The 18,421-nt window shown below is 71.4% G+C and carries 20 protein-coding genes and 1 tRNA gene; 8 read left to right on the top strand and 13 right to left on the bottom strand.

The annotated features are described in order from the left end of the window. Window positions 1-8 precede the first annotated feature (8 nt). The gene (locus ABZY33_RS07410; RefSeq protein WP_356490530.1) at window positions 9-614 is read right to left on the bottom strand and encodes a superoxide dismutase family protein; all 606 of its coding nucleotides are present in this window, start codon (window positions 612-614) and stop codon (window positions 9-11) included. A gap of 231 nt (window positions 615-845) precedes the next feature. Between ABZY33_RS07410 and ABZY33_RS07405 the strand changes: the two genes are divergently transcribed. Further along, window positions 846-1,475 (top strand): VTT domain-containing protein, encoded by a 630-nt coding sequence (locus ABZY33_RS07405; RefSeq protein WP_356490529.1) that lies wholly within the window; start codon window positions 846-848, stop codon window positions 1,473-1,475. Here ABZY33_RS07405 and ABZY33_RS07400 read toward each other — a convergent pair. Beyond that, window positions 1,463-1,696 carry a DUF2277 domain-containing protein gene (locus ABZY33_RS07400; RefSeq protein ID WP_356490528.1) on the bottom strand — a complete coding sequence of 78 codons (234 nt, stop codon included), beginning with the start codon at window positions 1,694-1,696 and terminating at the stop codon, window positions 1,463-1,465. The genes ABZY33_RS07405 and ABZY33_RS07400 overlap by 13 nt on opposite strands. A gap of 98 nt (window positions 1,697-1,794) precedes the next feature. Between ABZY33_RS07400 and ABZY33_RS07395 the strand changes: the two genes are divergently transcribed. Continuing rightward, the gene (locus ABZY33_RS07395) at window positions 1,795-2,157 is read left to right on the top strand and encodes a hypothetical protein (RefSeq protein WP_356490527.1); all 363 of its coding nucleotides are present in this window, start codon (window positions 1,795-1,797) and stop codon (window positions 2,155-2,157) included. Between the two features lie 18 nt (window positions 2,158-2,175). Here the strand turns inward: ABZY33_RS07395 and ABZY33_RS07390 are convergent, their stop codons facing one another. Continuing rightward, window positions 2,176-3,039: a helix-turn-helix transcriptional regulator gene (locus ABZY33_RS07390; RefSeq protein WP_356490526.1), complete on the bottom strand. Its 864-nt coding sequence runs from the start codon at window positions 3,037-3,039 to the stop codon at window positions 2,176-2,178. Between the two features lie 19 nt (window positions 3,040-3,058). After that, entirely contained in the window at window positions 3,059-3,592 is a 534-nt protein-coding gene (locus tag ABZY33_RS07385) for a DUF6879 family protein (protein WP_356490525.1), read from the bottom strand. 444 nt (window positions 3,593-4,036) lie between these two features. Between ABZY33_RS07385 and ABZY33_RS07380 the strand changes: the two genes are divergently transcribed. Next, a complete protein-coding gene (locus tag ABZY33_RS07380) occupies window positions 4,037-4,381 on the top strand; it encodes a DUF6415 family natural product biosynthesis protein (RefSeq protein WP_356490524.1) in 345 nt (114 codons plus the stop codon). Next, window positions 4,378-4,578, top strand: a complete 201-nt coding sequence (locus ABZY33_RS07375; protein ID WP_356490523.1) for a hypothetical protein — start codon at window positions 4,378-4,380, stop codon at window positions 4,576-4,578. Before ABZY33_RS07380 ends, ABZY33_RS07375 begins: the two co-directional genes overlap by 4 nt. A 216-nt stretch (window positions 4,579-4,794) precedes the next feature. On the opposite strand, the gene ABZY33_RS07370 is transcribed toward ABZY33_RS07375, so the two are convergent. After that, a tRNA-Val gene (locus ABZY33_RS07370) sits at window positions 4,795-4,866 on the bottom strand. A gap of 227 nt (window positions 4,867-5,093) precedes the next feature. On the opposite strand from ABZY33_RS07370, the gene ABZY33_RS07365 reads away from it, so the two are divergent. From ABZY33_RS07365 to ABZY33_RS07355, 3 genes are all read left to right on the top strand, one after another. Further along, window positions 5,094-5,891: a DUF4097 family beta strand repeat-containing protein gene (locus ABZY33_RS07365; protein ID WP_356490522.1), complete on the top strand. Its 798-nt coding sequence runs from the start codon at window positions 5,094-5,096 to the stop codon at window positions 5,889-5,891. Window positions 5,892-6,100: 209 nt separating this feature from the next. After that, window positions 6,101-7,387, top strand: a complete 1,287-nt coding sequence (locus ABZY33_RS07360; RefSeq protein WP_356490615.1) for a hypothetical protein — start codon at window positions 6,101-6,103, stop codon at window positions 7,385-7,387. Between the two features lie 367 nt (window positions 7,388-7,754). Continuing rightward, window positions 7,755-7,976 carry a zinc ribbon domain-containing protein gene (locus ABZY33_RS07355; RefSeq protein ID WP_356490521.1) on the top strand — a complete coding sequence of 74 codons (222 nt, stop codon included), beginning with the start codon at window positions 7,755-7,757 and terminating at the stop codon, window positions 7,974-7,976. Between the two features lie 635 nt (window positions 7,977-8,611). Here ABZY33_RS07355 and ABZY33_RS07350 read toward each other — a convergent pair. The 3 genes from ABZY33_RS07350 to ABZY33_RS07340 form a co-directional block, all read right to left on the bottom strand. Beyond that, window positions 8,612-9,424 (bottom strand): HAD family hydrolase, encoded by an 813-nt coding sequence (locus ABZY33_RS07350; RefSeq protein ID WP_356490520.1) that lies wholly within the window; start codon window positions 9,422-9,424, stop codon window positions 8,612-8,614. Beyond that, on the bottom strand, window positions 9,421-11,889 hold the full coding sequence (locus tag ABZY33_RS07345; protein ID WP_356490519.1) for a phosphoribosyltransferase: 2,469 nt from the start codon (window positions 11,887-11,889) through the stop codon (window positions 9,421-9,423). The genes ABZY33_RS07350 and ABZY33_RS07345 overlap by 4 nt, the downstream gene beginning before the upstream one ends. A gap of 218 nt (window positions 11,890-12,107) precedes the next feature. Further along, a complete protein-coding gene (locus ABZY33_RS07340; protein ID WP_356490518.1) occupies window positions 12,108-13,271 on the bottom strand; it encodes an HpcH/HpaI aldolase/citrate lyase family protein in 1,164 nt (387 codons plus the stop codon). Between the two features lie 221 nt (window positions 13,272-13,492). On the opposite strand from ABZY33_RS07340, the gene ABZY33_RS07335 reads away from it, so the two are divergent. Beyond that, window positions 13,493-14,293, top strand: coding sequence for a TerD family protein (locus ABZY33_RS07335; protein WP_356490517.1), 801 nt, complete (start codon window positions 13,493-13,495; stop codon window positions 14,291-14,293). Window positions 14,294-14,328: 35 nt separating this feature from the next. Here ABZY33_RS07335 and ABZY33_RS07330 read toward each other — a convergent pair whose 3' ends face one another. From ABZY33_RS07330 to ABZY33_RS07310, 5 genes are all read right to left on the bottom strand, one after another. After that, on the bottom strand, window positions 14,329-15,075 hold the full coding sequence (locus ABZY33_RS07330; RefSeq protein ID WP_356490516.1) for a Tellurium resistance: 747 nt from the start codon (window positions 15,073-15,075) through the stop codon (window positions 14,329-14,331). Window positions 15,076-15,255: 180 nt separating this feature from the next. Continuing rightward, window positions 15,256-16,401 carry a DUF475 domain-containing protein gene (locus ABZY33_RS07325; protein WP_356490515.1) on the bottom strand — a complete coding sequence of 382 codons (1,146 nt, stop codon included), beginning with the start codon at window positions 16,399-16,401 and terminating at the stop codon, window positions 15,256-15,258. An 81-nt stretch (window positions 16,402-16,482) separates the two neighbouring features. Then, window positions 16,483-17,058, bottom strand: a complete 576-nt coding sequence (locus ABZY33_RS07320; RefSeq protein ID WP_356490514.1) for a TerD family protein — start codon at window positions 17,056-17,058, stop codon at window positions 16,483-16,485. A gap of 104 nt (window positions 17,059-17,162) precedes the next feature. Further along, the gene (locus ABZY33_RS07315; RefSeq protein ID WP_356490513.1) at window positions 17,163-17,738 is read right to left on the bottom strand and encodes a TerD family protein; all 576 of its coding nucleotides are present in this window, start codon (window positions 17,736-17,738) and stop codon (window positions 17,163-17,165) included. A 141-nt stretch (window positions 17,739-17,879) separates the two neighbouring features. Then, window positions 17,880-18,338, bottom strand: a complete 459-nt coding sequence (locus ABZY33_RS07310; RefSeq protein WP_356490512.1) for a peroxiredoxin — start codon at window positions 18,336-18,338, stop codon at window positions 17,880-17,882. Window positions 18,339-18,421: the final 83 nt, after the last annotated feature.

The following is an 18,421-nucleotide window of genomic DNA, read 5'->3' as shown; positions in this document are numbered from 1 at the left end:
CGTCCCCCTCAGGACGTGGCAGCCGCGCCGGCACCCAGTGGCGCGGGTGCCGTCGCGGGTGACGACGGCGCCGGGGCCGCCGCGAACGGCACGGTCACGCACGCGACGCGCTTGCCCGCTCCGCCCGGCGCGTCGTGGATCACGACCGACCTGGCCTCGCCGGCCCGCACGCCCCACGTCTTGCGGACCGTGGCCTTGCCGTGGCCCGCGGCGTCCGTGGTGAAGTCGAGCCACACCTCGTTCTCGGCGGTCGCCCGGTCCGGGTCGGCCACGTGCTGGTAGTGCTCGCCCGCGGCGGCCGGGTCCGCGCCGCACGGCTTCTGGTGCACATGGGCCCCGTAGGCGTGGCCCGGGGCCAGTCCCCCGACGTCCAGGCTCACGGTCATGTTCCTGCCCACGCCGCGCTGCTCGACGACGACCGACGCCGCCGCGGGCACCAGTTTCATGTCGTACGTCAGCGCCGGTGACGCCACGAACGCCGTGGGCGGGGAGAACGTCGCCGCGGCCCGCACCCAGTAGCTCTGCGTGAAGCCCTCCGCGGTGCCGCCGGCCCCGCCACCGCCCGCCGCCAGTACGGCCGCCGCGAGCGCGCCGGTCACCATCCCTGCCACCATCGCCAGATCCTCCGTCGTTCTCGCTCAGCTCGGTTCTGGCTCGTTCGTACGCGAAGCGGTGCTCCGGCGCCGCTCGGAGCGCCGCACTCGGGTGAACGTGAGATGGGGAACATCTGTACCCGTTGCGTCAGTCGGGCGACACATCGGGCGTACGCTGTACAGCTGTCATGTAGCCGCTCCTGGTTCTGGAGGGAACGGTCGGGGGATCGTCCGTACAGGAGCTGACCAGCGGTGTTCGAAAGCGTGGGGTCATTGACCGGAAGCCCATGGATCTACGCGATCGTGGCGCTCTCCGTGCTCTTCGACGTCTTCGTGCCGGTGCTGCCCAGCGGCGTCCTCGTGATCACCGCCGCCACCGCGGCCGCGGCCGGATCGGGTGCGGCCACCGGCGCCGTCCCGCACGGCGTCCCCGATCTTCTCGCCCTCACGCTCAGCGCGGCGACGGCCTCGGTCCTCGGCGACCTGGTCGCCTACCGCCTCGCCTGGCGCGGCGGCGCCCGCCTGACCCGCACCATCGCACGCTCCCGCCGCCTGACGACGGCGCAGGAACGTCTCGGCGGGGCGCTCGCCCGCTCCAGCGGCGGCCTGCTCGTGATCATCGCGAGGTTCGCCCCGGCCGGCCGCTCGGTGGTCTCCTTCGCGGCCGGCTCGGCCCACCGCAAGGTCCGCGAGTTCCTGCCGTGGTCCGCCCTGGCGGGCGTGGCCTGGGCCGCGTACAGCGTGGCGCTCGGCTACTTCGGCGCGCAGTGGCTCGGCGCGAGCTGGCTCTCCACGATGGTCTCGCTGCTCGCGCTGGTCGGCGCGGGCCTGGTGGCGGCGTACGTGATGCGCCGCCCGGCCCCGGAGCCTCAGGAAGCCTGAGCCGCCCGGGGGGCGCCCCGCACCTCCAGTCCGGCGAGGAGCGTGGCGGTGGCGCGGGCGATCTCGTCCACGGCCTGCTCGAACACCTCTCGGTTGTGCGCGGCCGGCGCCCGGAACCCGGACACCTTCCGCACGTACTGCAAGGCTGCGGCCCTGATCTCCTCCTCGGTGGCTTCCTCGGGGAGAGCGGGCGGGCGAAGGGTCTTGATGCTGTGGCACATGCCTCCAGTCTGCCGCCGTCCCGCGATCCGCTCACACGTTCGCGTGAACTCACCGGACGCACTCGCACCTTGAATTCGAACAGACGTACCATTGCCGGGTGGCAGCGACCGATGATTCCGACTTCGATTTCCCGAGCGACCTCCGCGCCGGCCAGGAGGAGCTGCACCAGATCCGGGCCGAGCTCCTGGCCCTCCTCAAGCGGCTCCCCTGGTCCGTCGCGCCCCACGAGGCGATCACCGACACCCAGAGCTGGCGCAAGCTGGAGCGGCCGGCCTCCCCCGGCTGGACCGAGGACGAACAGGCCGAGGTCGAAAAACTCCGCCGCCGCGAGCTGGAACTGGCCGTCTTCGTGACCTGCCACCGCTACTGGTCGGACCTGCCGGGCCCGGACACGGTGCGCGGGCGGGCCCGGCTCAAGCATGTGCGGGACGGGGGTGAGGGTGCCGGGGGCCGGCGATAGGGCGCCGGGACCGGTTCGTCACGCCTCGGCGCGGTCCAGCGCTCCGATGGCCCGGGTGATGAGCGCGCGGGCGGCGGCCCCGTACACCGCCATGCTGCGCAGTTGCTCGAAGGCCTTCAGATAGAGGGCGATCTCGGACGGCTGCGCCACGTCGACCTGTGCGGACAGGAGTTCCACGGAGACGAGCGTGTCGTCGTAGACATGGAACAGTTCCTGGGGCCACTGAACGCGCTGACGCGTGTCGGCAGGGATGACACCGAAGGACACTGCGGGCAGCGCGCCCGCGGTCAGGAGGTATCCGAGCTGGGCGGCCATCGCCGCCCGGTCGCCGAGCTGATAGTGCAGGACGGCTTCCTCGACGACGAAGAGGAACTTGTGCCCTGTCCGATGGATGATGCGGGAGCGTTCGATACGTGCTTTGGCCGCCGCGGCCGAGTCGTTGGGGATGTCGAGCAGGCCGGCGTTGGCGTCCAGGAGCGCGGCCGCGTAGCCCTCGGTCTGGAGGAGGCCGGGCACCAGACTCGGCGAGTAGACCCGGAACAGACGCGTCGCGCGGTACAGGTCCAGGTAACTCTCCTGGAGCTGCCGCAGGCCCTGCCGGGTCCGCCGACGCCACTCGCGGTAGAGGGACTCCGCGTTCAGCGACGCGGCGACGAGGTCGTCGATCTGCTCAGGGGTGTCGCACTCCGTGCACCATCGGCGGATGTCGGCCGGGGCCGGTGGGGTCTTCGCGTTCTCGATCCTGGAGGTCTTGGCGTGGTGCCAGCCACATCGGCCGGCCAGCTCGACGACCGTCAGCCCTGCGCCTTTCCTGATGGCGCGAAGCCGGCCGGCGACCGACTCGCGCGCGGCTTGCGCGGAGGACGATGGTGAGTGAGGCATCGAGCGGGCCTGTCCGGTCTCAGCGGAGCTTGTACGCGTCGTGCGGGGTTGCTCGCTCCCACACCTGGGCGAAGGCTTCCGTGCAGCGGGAGGCCAGCGCGTGCTCGGTGCGCAGTTCGAAGCCGGGCTCGGCCCAGTCACCGTCACCGGACATGTGGTTGAACAGCACGCTCGTACCGTCAAAGATCCACAGGTCACAGGCGGGCACGAACAAGTCGGCGGCCTGGCGCCGGCCGAGCCACCGCACCTCCTCGCCGGCCTTGACGTTGACGCTGGTCCCCGCGTGCTCGTAGCGGATGTATTCGGTGACCGGCTCGGACACGATGCGTGCGCGACGCATGCGCACTCCCCGCGCGGCGGCCCGCGATACGAGGTCGACCCACGGCGCCCAGTACGGCGACGCAGGGTCGGTGTCTCGGACGCCGGTCGCCTTCCAGCGCTCGAAGTCCTCGGCCTCGTCGCCTACGCCGTATACGTCACGCATCTCCAGGTGAACAGCGGAGACTGTGCTGGCCTCAAGCAGGTCGATGAAGTTGGGCTCGCTCGGCGGCATCGCAGGCCTCCCTCAGTAGACGGATGAGATGACCAGGGACACGGACGACCCCCTCGTGCGCGGGGATCCCTTTCGCGTGTCCGGGGGCGGTCTTCTCGATGCACTCGGCGCGAGTCGCCTCGTCCACCAGGTAGCTCTGGATGACGACGTCAGCGTTTTGGGTATCGACCCACACGGTCGGTGACCCGGTCTGACCTGAACCGTTGTCGATGCCGATGAACTCTAAGGCCATGGCCGTTCCCTTCTCCTGAGTGGTGCTCAGATGTGCATCACCGTCCGCTGCCGGGGCCCGGCGGTCAAGGCCGCAAACGTGCAGGCGATGCAGGTTGGCGCGATTCGTGCACATCGGCGCACGGCGTTGGAGGGCGCCCGCCCTGTGGCCCTGGCTTCGAGGCACGTGACGACGACCACACCACTCGGTCGGCCCCACCCTGCGGAGGCGCCATGCCCACCGTCCAGACACCCACTGCGGCTGAGCCCGACAGGCTGCACCAGCTGCTCGAAGAAGCGTTCGCGTCCCCCCGGCTTCGGCCCGCTCCGGAACGGCGCAGCCAGCTCGAGATCGCACTCCGTGCGGAGATCCGCCGGCTCATCCCTCTCGTCCAGGCCCAGGCCGACCGCATCAACCGCGGCACCCGTGCCTGGTACTCCCGTGACAGGACTCTTGCTGATGCGCGCGACGAGCTCACCCAGGGACTCAGCCCGAGCTCACTCGCCGCCTGTCTTCGGCTGACCGCGCTGGCATGCATGGTGCGTACCCTCGACGAATTCGCCGGTGGCGAGTCGTGACGCTGGACCATGTTGCGGAGTTCCTGGCGATCCCCCACGTCTGTTTCATCCGCAAGCCCGACAGCGCACTGCGGTGTACACGCCGGCCGATGCATGACGACGACCACCTGAACTTCTACGCGAGCGTCACGAACAGCTCAGGCATCCGCCCGGGTATGAGCCGGCCACACCGCGAGGGCGAGACGCAGGCCGATTGAGAAGGGGCCCCGGAAGGCATCCCGGGGCCGCCTCGCGGGCCTCCCGCACCTCCGAATGCCAGCGACTCTACGTACTGTCGGGACATGATCAATTCCTCGAACAGGTGAGAATCGCGCAAGATCGCATGGGGTTGTGGACTCCAGGTGGACTTCGATCACGACAGAGGCCCTCCGGTGATCACACCGAAGGGCCTCTGACCTGCTGCTCAATACCGGTGGGCGCGGACGGTTTCGAACCGCCGACATCCTGCTTGTAAGGCAGGCGCTCTACCCCTGAGCTACGCACCCGATGCCCCGGAGCGCACGCGACCAGGACGAGCCGACAGCCTACCTTGCCGGTGCCCGTGCACCGCAAACCCCTGACCTGCCGGGCCGCCGCCGGGGTGTCGGGGGTTAACCCCACCTGCGATCCGGTGGCCGGCCGCATCCCGCGGGCCGTTCTCGCCCCGTACGTTCATGGGGTGCCGGCCGCCGGTCCGGCGCCGCAACACCGACCGTCGCAGGGGGAGTTCACCATGACCGTCCACCAGTTCCGCACCGCTCACGGCACCCGGGCCGCCCGGGGCCTGGCCGCCGTGGCGGCGGTGGCCGCCCTTGCCGCGACGGTCACCGCGTGCGGCGCCGACGCCTCGGACGACAAGCACCCCGACCACCGCTCGTTCGCCCTGCACGGCAGCACGCTCACCGTCGACTCGGACGACTCCGCGCTCGAACTGGTCCCGGGCGACGGGGACCAGGTGAAGGTCACCCGCTGGTTCCGCGGCTCCACCGTGGTCGGCTCGGACCCCAGGGTGTCGTGGGCATGGCAGGGAGACGAGGACCGGCTGACCCTGCGGCTGCACTGCAGCGGTTTCGTCGCCGACTGCTCGGCCCGGCACCGCGTCGAGGTGCCGCGCGACGTCGCCGTTGTGGTCCGCAGCGACGACGGCAGCGTCCGCGCGGACGGCTTCGGCAAGGGCCTCGACATCACGACGCAGGACGGTTCCGTACGCGTCAAGAACGTCTCCGGGACGCTGCGGCTGCACAGCGACGACGGTTCGGTGCGCGCCACCGGCGTCGACGCACGGCAGGTCTCGGTCCGTACCCAGGACGGCAGCGCGCACATCGACACGCGCACCGCCCCCGACCGGCTCGACGCGCGCACCGACGACGGCTCGCTCACCCTGACGCTGCCCGGCACGGCCAGGTACCGGGTCTCGACGCACACGCAGGACGGCGGCGTCGACGTCTCCGTCCCCCGCGACCCCCGCAGCGCGCACCGGATCACGGCCAGCACCCAGGACGGCAGGCTCACGCTGCGCACCGCGAACTGACCGGCCCGTGTATTCGCTCCCGACCGGTGGGAGAATGGACACCGGTCAGGGCGACGGCGGCACGGGCAGCACGGGAGTGGTTGGTGACAACGGCGGCGAACGAGCTTCCCGAAGAGGTGCGCCCGGCCCACAGCGGGCCCGGTTGCGCGGCCGACGACCGGCCGGCCTCCCGTGGCCGGCCTCTCCTCGATCTCCTCACGCTCACCCTCCTGCCCCTGCCGGTGCTGGCCGCCGCCATGAGCATCGCCTTCGCCGGGGGTGGCACGCGCAAGTGGTTCGGGGGCCGCGCCGAGTCCCAGCGCGCCCAGGCGCAGGAGGCGAAGGACGCCGCGGCCGCCGCCTTCTACGAGCTGGACACCGCGCAGCGGGACCTGCGCATCTCGATAGAGACCATCACGGCGGTCGACGACTCGCCCGCGGCGCGCCGCGCGGTCAGCGACTTCCAGCAGCTCGGCGCCCGCATCGACGAGGTCAGCGGTCAGTACATCACCGCCGTCGACGCCCACGACCTGGACCGGGACGACCTGGAGGCGAGCGTCGCGACCCAGGCCCGCACCGAGCTGACGCAGGCCAAGGACCAGCTGACCCGGACCAAGCAGGACCTGGACCGGTTCGCCGCCGGGCTCGGCCCGCTGCTCGGCAAGGCCGAGACTCAGCTGGCCCGCCTCGCCCCGTCCGTGGAGCGCGCCCGGCAGGCCCTGCTCGCCGCGACCACGGCCTTGGACGCCGTCCGCGAGGCCGGGCTCAAGGCCGACGACCTGGCCGGCCGGCTCGCCGCCCTCGGCCCGGAGCTGACCAGGCTGAACGAAGGCGCGGGCCGACACGGCGTCCCCGAGACGCTGGAGCGCGCCGACCGGGTCGCGCGGGACGCCGAGTCCGTACGGGCGGAGGCCGAGCGGCTGCCCGAGCGGGCCGCCGAGATCGACCGCCGCCTGGTCTCGCTGCGCACCCGGGCCCAGGCCCTGACGACGCGGGCGGGCCAGGTCGAGCCGGTCCTCAGCGAGCTGCGGCGCCGGTTCACCGCCGCGTGCTGGCAGGACCTCCAGGGCGTACCGGAGCAGGCCGCGGCGAACGTGGCGCAGGCCGAGGCCAAGCTCGCCGAGGCCCGCACCGCCCGCGCCGAACAGCGCTGGCCCGACGCGACCGCGCGCCTGTCCACGGTCCGCGCCCTGCTGAACACGACGGACGAGTCGGTCTCCGCCGCCGCCGACCGGCTGCACCGGCTGAACGCGGTGGCGAAGGACCCGCAGCAGGAGATCGACCGCACCCGGTTCGCCGTCCGCGACGCCCAGCGGCTCGCGATGACGGGCCGCACCACCCCCGACCCGCGCCACGCCCGCCCGCTCGACGATTCCGTGGCACGCCTGGAGCGCGCCGTCGCCGGTCTGGAGGGCCGCCACCCCGACTACTGGCAGTTCCTCACCGAGACGGAGGCGGTGCGGCAGACGGTGGCGCAGGTCGTGACGCGGATCCGCGAGGAGCGCGGCGGCGGCTGACCCGGCGCGGCCCTGCCCGCCCAACGGGCGCTGCCACAGGGCGGATGCTCTCTCACGGGTACCGTGCGAGCCTGCTCCGCATGACCAGCTCACCGCCGGTGCGCACGGGCACGACGTGCACCGCGCCGCGGTCGAGACACTGGCGCGCCGCACCGCATCACCGACGGCGCGTACACGACCGGCAGGCTTCTGCGGCCCGCCGTGCGCAGCGAGTACGGAACCCGCGAGCCCGCATCGTCATGCGTTGCCGTTGCCGCTGTACGCGGAAGTCGCGGGACAGGTGCGGGAGATGGATGCCGACGGGGCCCACACGGCGATGCTGGAACTCCTTGACATGTCGCTGCGCGGCGACCCGTAACCTGGGCGCATGCCTCGCTACGAATACCGCTGCCGGACCTGCGGCGACACCTTCGAACTCAGCCGCCCCATGTCCGAGTCCGCCGCCCCCGCGACGTGCCCCACGGGCCACGACGACACGGTGAAGCTCCCGTCAACGGTCGCCGTGACCGGCACGGCGCCGTCCTCCGGGGCTCCGGCCCCCTCAGGAGGCGGCGGAGGGGGTTGCTGCGGAGGCGGCTGCTGCGGCTAGCCCCCGGCGGGGCTCGGACGGGGCTCGCCTCGGGCGCCGGGACACCCTTCTCGCGCCGGGCAGGCCCCACGTACCGGGGCAGGCCCCACGTGCCGGGGCGTGCCTCACGCGCGGGGCGGACCCCACGTACCGAGGCGTGCCTCACGCGCGGGGCGGACCCCACGTGCCGGCGCAGGCCCCACGTACCGGGGCAAGCCCCACGTACCGGAGCGTGCCTCACGCGCGGGCGGACACCACGTGTCGGCGCAGGCCCCACGTACCGGGGCAACCCCACGTACCGGAGCGTGCCTCACGCGCGGGGCGGACCCCACGTGCCGGCGCAGGCCCCACGTGCCGGGGCAAGTCCCCACACGCCAGGGCAGGCACCACACCGGAGGAGGCCTCACGCCCCGAGACAGCCCCCACCCGCCGAGGACATGCCTCACTCACCGGGGCATGCCCTCACCCACCGGGGCAGACCCCACACGCCAGCCACCCCAGGCCACCGACGCCCCAGTCCCGCGCGACCAGGGCCACCAAAAACCGGGGCTACCAAGGCCCAGGACCACCAGAAAACCCGGCCCCCACAGGCCCCGGCCTCGCCACGCCACGCCAACGTTCGCCTCAGCACCGGCCCCGCCACGCCGATCCCCGCGTCACATCTCCCCCAGGAACCCCCTGAGCACCGCCTCCCCCGCCAGCACCCCGCGCTCCGCCAGCGCCGTCACCCCGGGTGCACTCCAGCCCGCGTCGGCCAGTTCGCCGTGGCCGGGGCGCCAGCCGCGGTCCACGGTGTGCAGCAGGTCCGCGTCGAGCAGGGAGTCCCCGGCGCCCAGGGTCCGCGCGGCCCCAGTCCGCCGGGCCACCTCCTCGACCGCCGCGCCCTTGGTGAGCGGCTTCGGCACGGCGTACACCTTGCGCCCCTGGAGCGACACACTCCAGCCGAGTTCGCCGGCCCACTCCGCCAGCTCCTCGACCCACCCGGGAGGCAGCAACGCCCGGTCCACGACGAGGTACGCGAAGAGGTCCTCGGCGACCCGCTCCTTCAGCAGCCAGGCCGGGTCCGCGGCGGCGACCATCCGCTCCCGCACCTCCCCCAGCGGCGCGCACCCCGCGTCGAGGCGGGCGGCCACCGCGGCGCTCCACTCCGGGTCGGACACCCCGTCGACCAGAAGATGGCCGCCGTTGGCACAGATCGCGTACCGCGGCGCGGGCCCGGGCAGCCGCACCCGCCCGTACTGCTCACGGGTCCGTGTCGTCGTCGGCACGAAGACCGACCGCCGCGCCAGCTCCGCCAGCAGCCCGGCCGCCTCCTCGGTGACGTACGACAGGGGCCGGCCCTCGTACACCTCGACGCAGAGCAGCCGCGGGGCCCGCGCGTCGGGCATGGTCAGGCCGAGCGCCCCCGCCGAGTAGATGAGCGTCCGGTCGAGGTCGCTCGCGACCACGGTCACCGCCGGGGAGTTCACGGTGCCGCCACCGCCTTGCCGTCCACGCCCGTCGCCCCGCGGGTGTACCGGGGATGGATCAACCCGACGCAGCTGTAAGGGAGTTCGCCGACCTCCTCGACCGGGACGCCGCGCTGCCGCGCGAGCAGCCGCACATGGTCCAGGTCGGCTCCGGCACCGGCCCGCGCCAGGATCTTCCACGGCACGCGCCGCAGCAGCACCCGCGTCGTCTCACCGACACCGGGCTTGACGAGGTTCACGTCATGGATGCCGTACTCCTCACTGATCCGCTCGACGGCGGCCCAGCCCTCCCACGTCGGCGCGCGGTCCGCCCCGAGCAGCTGCTTCACGTCCGCGTCGACCGCCTCCACGACTCCGTCGAAACGCCCTTCGACGACGTCGAGGAAGTGCCGCGACACGTCCGAACCGGCCAGCTCCGCATAGAACTTGGCGCCGTGGAAGTCGTCCGGGCCCACGAGGTCGGAGCGGAGCACGGTGCGCGATATCAGCCCGGAGACCGTGGAGTTCAGGCAGGCCGAGGGGATGAGGAAGTCCTCGCGCGTCCCGTACGTCCGCACGCAGGAACCGGGATCGGCGAGCACGGCTATCTCGGGGTTGAACCCCTCGAACTCGGCTACGGCGTCGGCCAGTTCACGCGTGATGGCGCCCTTGCCCGTCCACCCGTCCACGAAGACGACGTCCGCCGGGTCGTGGTGCGCGGCGAGCCAGCGCAGCGCGTTCGCGTCGATCCCCCGGCCGCGCACGATGGAGACCGCGTAGTGCGGCAGTTCCAGGCCGTGCCGCCGCAGTGCCCAGCGCCGCATCAGTACGCCGACGGGCGTCCCGGCGCGCGCGAGGGAGACCAGGACCGGCCGCGGCGACCGCTCGGCGAGCACGGTCTCCGTGACGACGCCCACCGCCCGCGCGATCCGGTCCGCCGACGCGTCGAGCGCCGCGTGGAACAACTCCTGGTACTCCGCGCTCGGCTGGTACTCGACGGGCAACGACTCCGCGTAGTGCGCGCCGCCGCTCTGGATGGCCTCCTCGCGCTCCTCGGTCGGCGCCTCCAGCGTCACGTCCGAGAGGTCCTGCAGCAGCCAGCCGACCTCGTCGGGCGCGTACGAGGAGAAGGCGGGGCCGCGCAGCGGCTCGGGCAACGACATGGCGGGCCTTTCCTGGGTTTCCGGGATCCCCGGCGTCGCGTGCGGCGCATGTGAGGGGAGCACGACCACGACGACGCGGGCCGCGTGCCCGGCGACCTGCTCCAGCAGCCCGCCGGGGGCGGCGGCCTCGGCGCTGTCGCCGACGGAGTCGAGGACGACGACGACCGTGTCGAAGCCCGCCCCCGCCACGTTGTACGCGTACCGCTCGCCGGGTCCGTCGGCCGGCGCGTCGTGTGCGGGGAAGACGAGGCGCGTGCGGATCGCGTAACCCGGGTCGTCGACGGCGAGGACGGGCGAGCGGGTCGTCGTGGAGTACGCGACGTCGGCGCCCGCCGCCTCCAGCGCGGTGGCCAGGCGCAGCGGCGCGTACATCAACTCCTCGTTGCCCAGGACGAGTACACGGCCACGGGTGTGCGGTGCGAGCCGCTCGGCCATGCCGGGCAGGGCCGCTTCGAGGCGGGCGCGGTGGGCCGGGGTGAACCCGTGCCGGCCGCCGTCCGGCACGCCGTCCGGCCAGCCGAGGTCACCGACCCGGACGATCTCACCGCGTTCGCGCGCGGCCTCGGGACCGGCCGTCGCCTCGTGCGCGGCGACGAGCGCCTGCCCCTTCTCCAGGACGCGGTCCGGCAGCCGTACGCAGCCGCGCGCCCGGGCCACCAGGTCGACGCGCGCGCCTATCTCGCGCGCGAACGCCTCCAGCCGGCCCTGGTCGCCGGGCGAGCGCATGTCGACCAGCGCCACGACGACGTAGTGGGCGCGGGCGTGCAGGGCGTGCAGCGCGCGGATGGTGTTCAGGACCGTGTTCCCCGTGGAGAACTCGTCGTCGACGAGGACGAGCGGTCCGTCCCCGGCGAGCAGCTCCGGATCCTCGGGCAGCAGCAGGTGGGAGGTGGCGTGCGAGTGGGACTCCTCGAAGCCGCCCGCCCTGGCCACACCCGCGACCGGGCGGCGCGTGGAGTGCAGGTACGGCGCGAGCGCGAGCCCGTCGGCGACCGAGTGGCCGAGGCCGGTCGCGGTCTCGGCGTACCCCAGGACGACGGCCCGCGCGGCCGCCTCGTCCCCGAGCAGCTCCCGCACGCGCAGCCCCAGTTCGCGTCCGGCGTGCCAGACCACCGACGGACGCTGCGGGACGTGCTTGCCCAGCACGTTCGACACGAGCAGATGCGCGCGCTTGGGGTTGCGCCGCAGGGCGAGCCCGAGGAGCCCGGTCAGCTCCTGGTCACCGGCCAGCTCGACGCCGAGCCGCTCGGCCACCCATGTACCCGACCACACCACGTCGCTGTTCTCGTCTCTCGTCGCTTCGGTCACTCGGAATGCGCTCATGCCGGCCCGGGCCGCGCCGGGCCCGGCCCCTCGGGCCGCGGCGCCGCGGCCTTCGCTTTCCCGGGGCCCGGTGCCACGGCCTTCGCTCCGGGGCCCGGTGCCACGGCCTTCGCTTTCGGGGGCTCCCATGCCATGAGCCTCGCTTTTCCGGGGTCCGGCGCCAGGACCCTCGCTTCCCCGGCCTCCGGTGCGACGGGCCTCGCTTTCCCTCGGTCCGCTCACGCCGGCAGCCCCGCCGTCAGCAGCTCCACGAAGCCGACGTCCTCGCGGGCCACGCCGAAGGCCTCCGCGCGCTGCAGGGTCCGCTCGGCCCAGGCGCGGTGCGGCTTCACCTCGTTCATCTTGTTCGTGTACGCGGATCTGAGGACTCCGCCGCCGCCCCGCTCGGGCCGCAGGATGTCCCGGGCGTCGCTGAACTCCTCGTGGCTCACGACGGACAGCGCGTGCACGGGCAGTACGTGCGAGGGGTGGATGCACGTCTTGCCGAGCAGGCCGTTGGCCCGGTCCAGCTCGATCTCGCGCAGCAGCCCGTCCAGGTCGTGCTGGATCAGCGCCTCGCGCAGCGGCTCGGCGCCCTCCTCCAGGAAGGGGCTGCGGCGCAGCTGCGGTTTGAACATCCGCTCCTGGTGGCGGAAGTACTCCCAGACCGGGCCGGTCACGGTGAAGCCGCTGCCGTCGGCCCGCCCCAGCAGATTGACCACGTCACCAATGACGGAGGCGACGATCTGCACGTCGTACGCGGTCATGTCCGGCGGCCGGCGCAGCCCGTACGCCGAGCAGAAGTCGGTGACGCCGAGCCGCAGGGCGAGGACCCGGTCGCGGTACTTGTCGACGGTGCGGGAGATGCCGGCCAGGGTCTCGGCGCGCGTCTCCAGGTGCAGCAGCTCGGGGGACTCCAGCACGGGCATGGCGAAGAGCCGCCGCCCGGAGGCGGCCTCGGCGGCGGTGAGCGCCTCCAGGAACGGAACGCCCCGCTCCTCCGTGAATTTCGGCAGCACGAATCCGGACAGCAGCGCGACGGAGGTGCCGAGCCGGTGCACGAGGTCGGTGATCTGCTCCGGCTCCCGGACCCGGACGAAGAGCAACGGCACCTCGCCCCCGTGGGCGGCGAGGTCGGCGAACTGGCGCACCAGGTTCTCCTCGGCGCCGCCCACCTCGCTGTCGTCTATCGAGTCCTCCAGGCACAACACCATGGAGACGACGCCGCGCCCCGCCTGCTTGCGCACGTCGTCCGCGAGGCGGGTCCGGGTCGCGGGGCTGTAGAGCGTCGCCCCCAGCGCCGCCGCGAGCATGCGGGGCGGCGCGTCCGCGCCGAAGACCTGCGGTTGCTGATGGAACAGACGCTCCCGCACCTCAGGGGCAATATGCCCGAAATGACGCATAAATCTCCCCTGATGCTGATCGGCCCGTCCGACATGAGTGGCCGGTAATAGTACGTACAAACCTGTGTCAAGAGTTCCCGTCCGCAATGAAATCCTGGTAACCCGTGCATGGCGGACCGGCCCACGCACCCCGTCGCCCGCCCGCCGACCCCCGCCGATCCCTGAGCCGAACTCGGCACCCCGCGTTGTCCCGGGCCCTCCCGGGACGACAGAATGACCGCATGACGCACGCGATGCTCAAGGGGGCGAACGTCCCGCTCGACGCCACGGCGGTACGCGCCGTGCTCCGGTGGACCCCCGGGCAGGGCGTGCCGGCGGTGGACGCCTCGGCGCTGCTGCTCGGAGCCGACGGCAAGGTCCGCTCCGACGAGGACTTCGTCTTCTACAACCAGCCGCGGCACCCGTCGGGGAAGGTCTGGCGGCTGGGCCAGAAGCGCGTGGCCGAGGGCATGACGGACACCCTTCAGGCCGATCTGGCGGGCATGCCGCCGGAGATCCACCGCATTCTCTTCACCGCCTCCGCCGACGAGGTCGCGTTCGAACACGTGCAGGCGCTGCGCATGATCGTCCACGACGCCGCGGCCGACGGCGCCGAACCGCTGGCGTACTTCGACATCAAGCCGGAGACCGGCGCCGAGACGGCGCTGATCTGCGGCGAGCTGTACCGGCGCGGTGACGGCTGGCGGCTGCGCGCGGTCGGCGAGGGTTATTCGAACGGACTGATCGGGCTCGCCACCGACTTCGGCATCTCGGTCGACGAGTCGGCCCCGGCGGAGCCGCCCACCCCGACGCCGCCCGCCCCGACGCCGACCCCCGTCACGGCGCCGGTCCCCGCTCCGGCGCCGTCCTTCCCGCTGCCGCCCCAGCAGCAGCCGACCTACGGCTATCCGCCGCAGCCCGCGACGCAGCCGGCCCCGGCGGCCCAGCCCGCCTACGGCTATCCGCAGCCGGTGGCGGCTCCGGCCTACCCCGACCCGGCGTTCCGGCTCCCGCCGCAGGGGCCGCAGTTCATCGGCCGCTGAGGGCTGTCGTCACCGGCCCGGCCCGCTGAGGGCGGTCACCGCTCGCCCACCTTGGTCTTGTAGCCCCGGCCCCACTGCAGCCCCCAGCCGTACAGCCGGTCCAGCTCGGCCTGGAACCCGTAGACGAACTTCACCTCGCGCCGCACCACCAGATCGCCCTTGACGTTCTCGATGGAGACGACGGCACAGGAACGGGCCTGCGGGGCGCGCTCGTCCAGGCTGATCTCGATGCGCGGGCCGTTGCTCGGGTACAGCGTCACGATCGCGTGCGTCCGGTCGAAGGCCGGCGTCTGGTCGTAGATGTAGACGAACAACAGCAGCCGTTTGAAGGACTCGCGGTGGTCGAGGTTGATGTAGACGGTCTCGCCGGACGCCGAGCCGAACCGGTCGTCGCCGCTGAGCTTCACGTACGGCGGCGCGTTGAGCGAGCCGAAGAAGCCACCGAGCGGCTGTACGACCCCCTTCTCGCCGTCCGCCAGCTCGTACAAGCAGCCGAGGTCCAGGTCGACATTGACCATGGACTCGGTGTGCGCCTGGACCACATCCGGTTTGAACATGCTGAACGGATGCCGCACCAGGCTGTTCTTCTCGAACGAGCCGATGTCCGATGTCCGCATCCGCCAGGAGAGGTTGACCCGCAGGTTGCCGGTGGCCGCGCCCTGTTTGGAGAGCGAGACGACCGGATGTCTTTTCGTGAGTTCGATGGAGTTCGTCGCCGCGCTGCCCGAATCGAACTCGAACTCCGCAGAGCGTCCACGCCAGATTTTGTCCCAGAAGGACATGCCGCCCCCAAGTGCCGTACCGGTACTGTCCGTTCTTGATCACTCCTGCCCGTTCCTGGCGAACGGGACCCCACTCATGCCGAACGGGGCGGCCGCGGGAGGACTGCTCCTCGTACGACCGCCCCGTTCAGAGAATTCCAGGAAGGGGCCCCGGCCCAAACACCGGGCCGCTGCTTCCGGTCAGACCCCGGACGGGACCTCGCTCTTGTCCGGGCTGCCCGCGTTCCCCTCCTCCGCCGCCAGCCGCTTGTTGCGGCGGACCGAGGAGAAGAAGGACCACGCGATCAGGATGACGCCGACGAGACCCGTGATGATCTCGTTGATCTCGTAGCGGATGGTGACCAGCAGGATCACGGCCAGGGCGCCGATCGCGTAGTGCGCGCCGTGCTCCAGGTAGACATAGTCGTCGAGCGTGCCCTGACGGACCAGGTAGACGGTGAGCGACCGGACGTACATGGCGCCGATGCCCAGGCCCAGCGCCATGATCACGATGTCGTTGGTGATGGCGAAGGCGCCGATCACGCCGTCGAAGGAGAACGACGCGTCCAGGACCTCCAGGTAGAGGAACATGAAGAACGCGGCCTGGCCGGCCAGCACCACAGCCGACTTCGGCTTGCCCTCACGGGCGGCCTTCTCCTCGGCCTCGTGCTCGCGCTCCTCCTCTTCCTCCAGCCGGTTCTCGAAGAAGCTGGAGAGACCGCCGACGACCAGGTACGTGATCAGGCCGGCGATGCCGGAGATGAGCACGGTCGACTGCTTGTCCGCGTGCACGCCGCCGTGCTGGTGGGCATGGGTGGCGAAGGTCATGGCGCAGACGAGGAGCACGATCAGCGCGATGCAGACCGACAGCATGTCGACCTTGCCGAGCTTGGCGAGCGGGCGCTCCAGCCAACCGAGCCACTTGATGTCCCGGTCCTCGAAGATGAAGTCCAGGAAGATCATCAACAGGAACATGCCGCCGAAGGCCGCGATGGACGGGTGCGCGTCCGTGACCAGCTGCTGGTAGCGGTTGGGCTGGTTGAAGGCGAGGTCGACGGCCTCGACGGGCCCCATCTTGGCACTGATCGCCACGATCACGACCGGGAAGACGAGCCGCATACCGAAGACCGCGATCAGCACGCCGACCGTGAGGAAGATCTTCTGCCAGAAGGCGTTCATCTTCTTCAGGATCCCGGCGTTGACCACCGCGTTGTCGAACGACAGCGAGATCTCCATGATCGCCAGGATCGCGACGAGGCCGAGCGCGGTCCATCCGTCGTAGAACACCGCCGCGATCAACCCGAGCACGGTGATCGCGAACGACCAGCCGAAGGTTTTCAGAACCACTGGCTACCCCATCATGTGTACGGGTTTCCCCGTGCTGGTTGTACGGGGCTCCCCCGCTCCGTGCACGGCTTTAGGAACGCTTTAAGAAACGTTGACTCCGAAGTCTAGAGCGATGCCACGCAGACCGGACGCGTACCCCTGCCCGACTGCACGGAACTTCCACTCCCCGCCGTACCGGTAGAGCTCGCCGAAGATCATCGCGGTCTCGGTGGAGGCGTCCTCGGAGAGGTCGTACCGGGCAAGCTCCTGGCCGTCCGCCTGGTTCACCACCCGGATGAAAGCGTTGCTGACCTGGCCGAAGGTCTGTCCGCGGTTGTCCGCGTCATGGATCGACACCGGGAAGATGATCTTGTCGCAGCCGGCCGGGACGGTGCCGAGGTCCACGATGATCGACTCGTCGTCGCCCTCGCCCTCACCCGTGAGGTTGTCCCCGGTGTGCTCGACCGAGCCGTCGGGGCTCTTGAGCTGGTTGTAGAAGATGAACCACTCGTCGCCCATGACCCGGCCGCCGCTGCACAGCAGCGCGCTGGCGTCCAGGTCGAAGTCGGCCCCGGTGGTGGAACGCGCGTCCCAGCCGAGCCCGACCAGGACCTGTGTGAGGTTCGGTGCGGCCTTGGAGAGGGAGACATTGCCTCCCTTGGCGAGCGTGACGCCCATGATCGTGGTCCTCCCCGCGTGTAGGCAGTGCTGTGGTCGAGCACGTCCGGCGCCGCACTGAGGGAGTGCGGCGCCGGACGGGTGAGCGTGGTGCGGTGCTCGGCTCAGACGTTGACGCCGAAGTCCTGCGCGATGCCGCGCAGGCCCGAGGCGTAGCCCTGGCCGACGGCGCGGAACTTCCACTCCGCCCCGTTCCGGTACAGCTCACCGAAGACCATGGCGGTCTCGGTGGAGGCGTCCTCGGAGAGGTCGTACCGGGCGATCTCGGCGCCGCCCGTCTGGTTCACCACGCGGATGAACGCGTTGCGCACCTGACCGAACGACTGCTGGCGGTTCTCCGCGTCGTAGATCGAGACCGGGAAAACGATCTTGTCCACGTCGGCCGGAACCGCCGCGAGGTCGACCTTGACCTGCTCGTCGTCGCCCTCGCCCTCACCGGTCGTGTTGTCGCCGGTGTGTTCGACCGAGCCGTCCGCGCTCTTCAGGTTGTTGAAGAACACGAAGTCCTGGTCGTTGCGGACCTTGCCCTCCGCGCTGATCAGAATGGCGCTGGCGTCGAGGTCGAAGTCCGTACCGGTGGTGGTGCGAACGTCCCACCCCAGGCCCACGACGACCGCCGTGAGGCCAGGGGCCTCCTTGCTCAGCGATACGTTGCCGCCCTTGCTGAGACTGACTCCCACGAGTCCTCCCTATGGTCTGTAGGGGCGGGGAGCCCCGTAGTGCGTCTGGTACCGGATCAACGTCTGGATCCTAGTGAGGGGTTCCCGCTCCCCGCGAGGCATCCTGCCGGGTGTCGTCGCACGGGAATCCCGGAACGTGCGTCAGAGGGCGGCGAGCGCCTTCGCGTACTCGCTCAGATCGCGGGCGTCGGGGAGGCCGTTGACGATGGTCCAGCGGACCACGCCCTCCTTGTCGATGATGAAGGTGCCGCGCACCGCGCAGCCCTTCTCCTCGTCGAAGACGCCGTACGCGCGCGAGGCCTCGCCGTGCGGCCAGAAGTCGCTCAGCAGCGGGTACTCCAGGCCCTCCTGCTCGGCGAAGACCCGCAGCGAGAACGGGGAATCGTTGGAGACCGCGAGCAGCTGCACGTCGTCGTTGACGAACGTGGGCAGCTCGTCGCGGAGCGCGCACAGCTCGCCGGTGCAGACCCCGGTGAAAGCGAACGGGTAGAAGAGCAGCACCACGTTCTTCTCGCCGCGGTAGTCCGAGAGCTTCACGGTCTCCCCGTGCTGATTCCTGAGCTCGAACTCCGGAGCCTGGGTGCCGACCTCGATCGCCATGGTGAAGCTTCCCTTCGATGGGGCTGTTCGGGTGGCTTCACCCTAGTTGGAGCCGGAGAACGGCCGGCCACCGCCTGCCGCCC

This window comes from Streptomyces sp. NPDC006552, from assembly GCF_040611655.1.
Lineage (GTDB): Bacteria > Actinomycetota > Actinomycetes > Streptomycetales > Streptomycetaceae > Streptomyces.
This window is presented reverse-complemented; position numbering and strand designations above follow the sequence as displayed.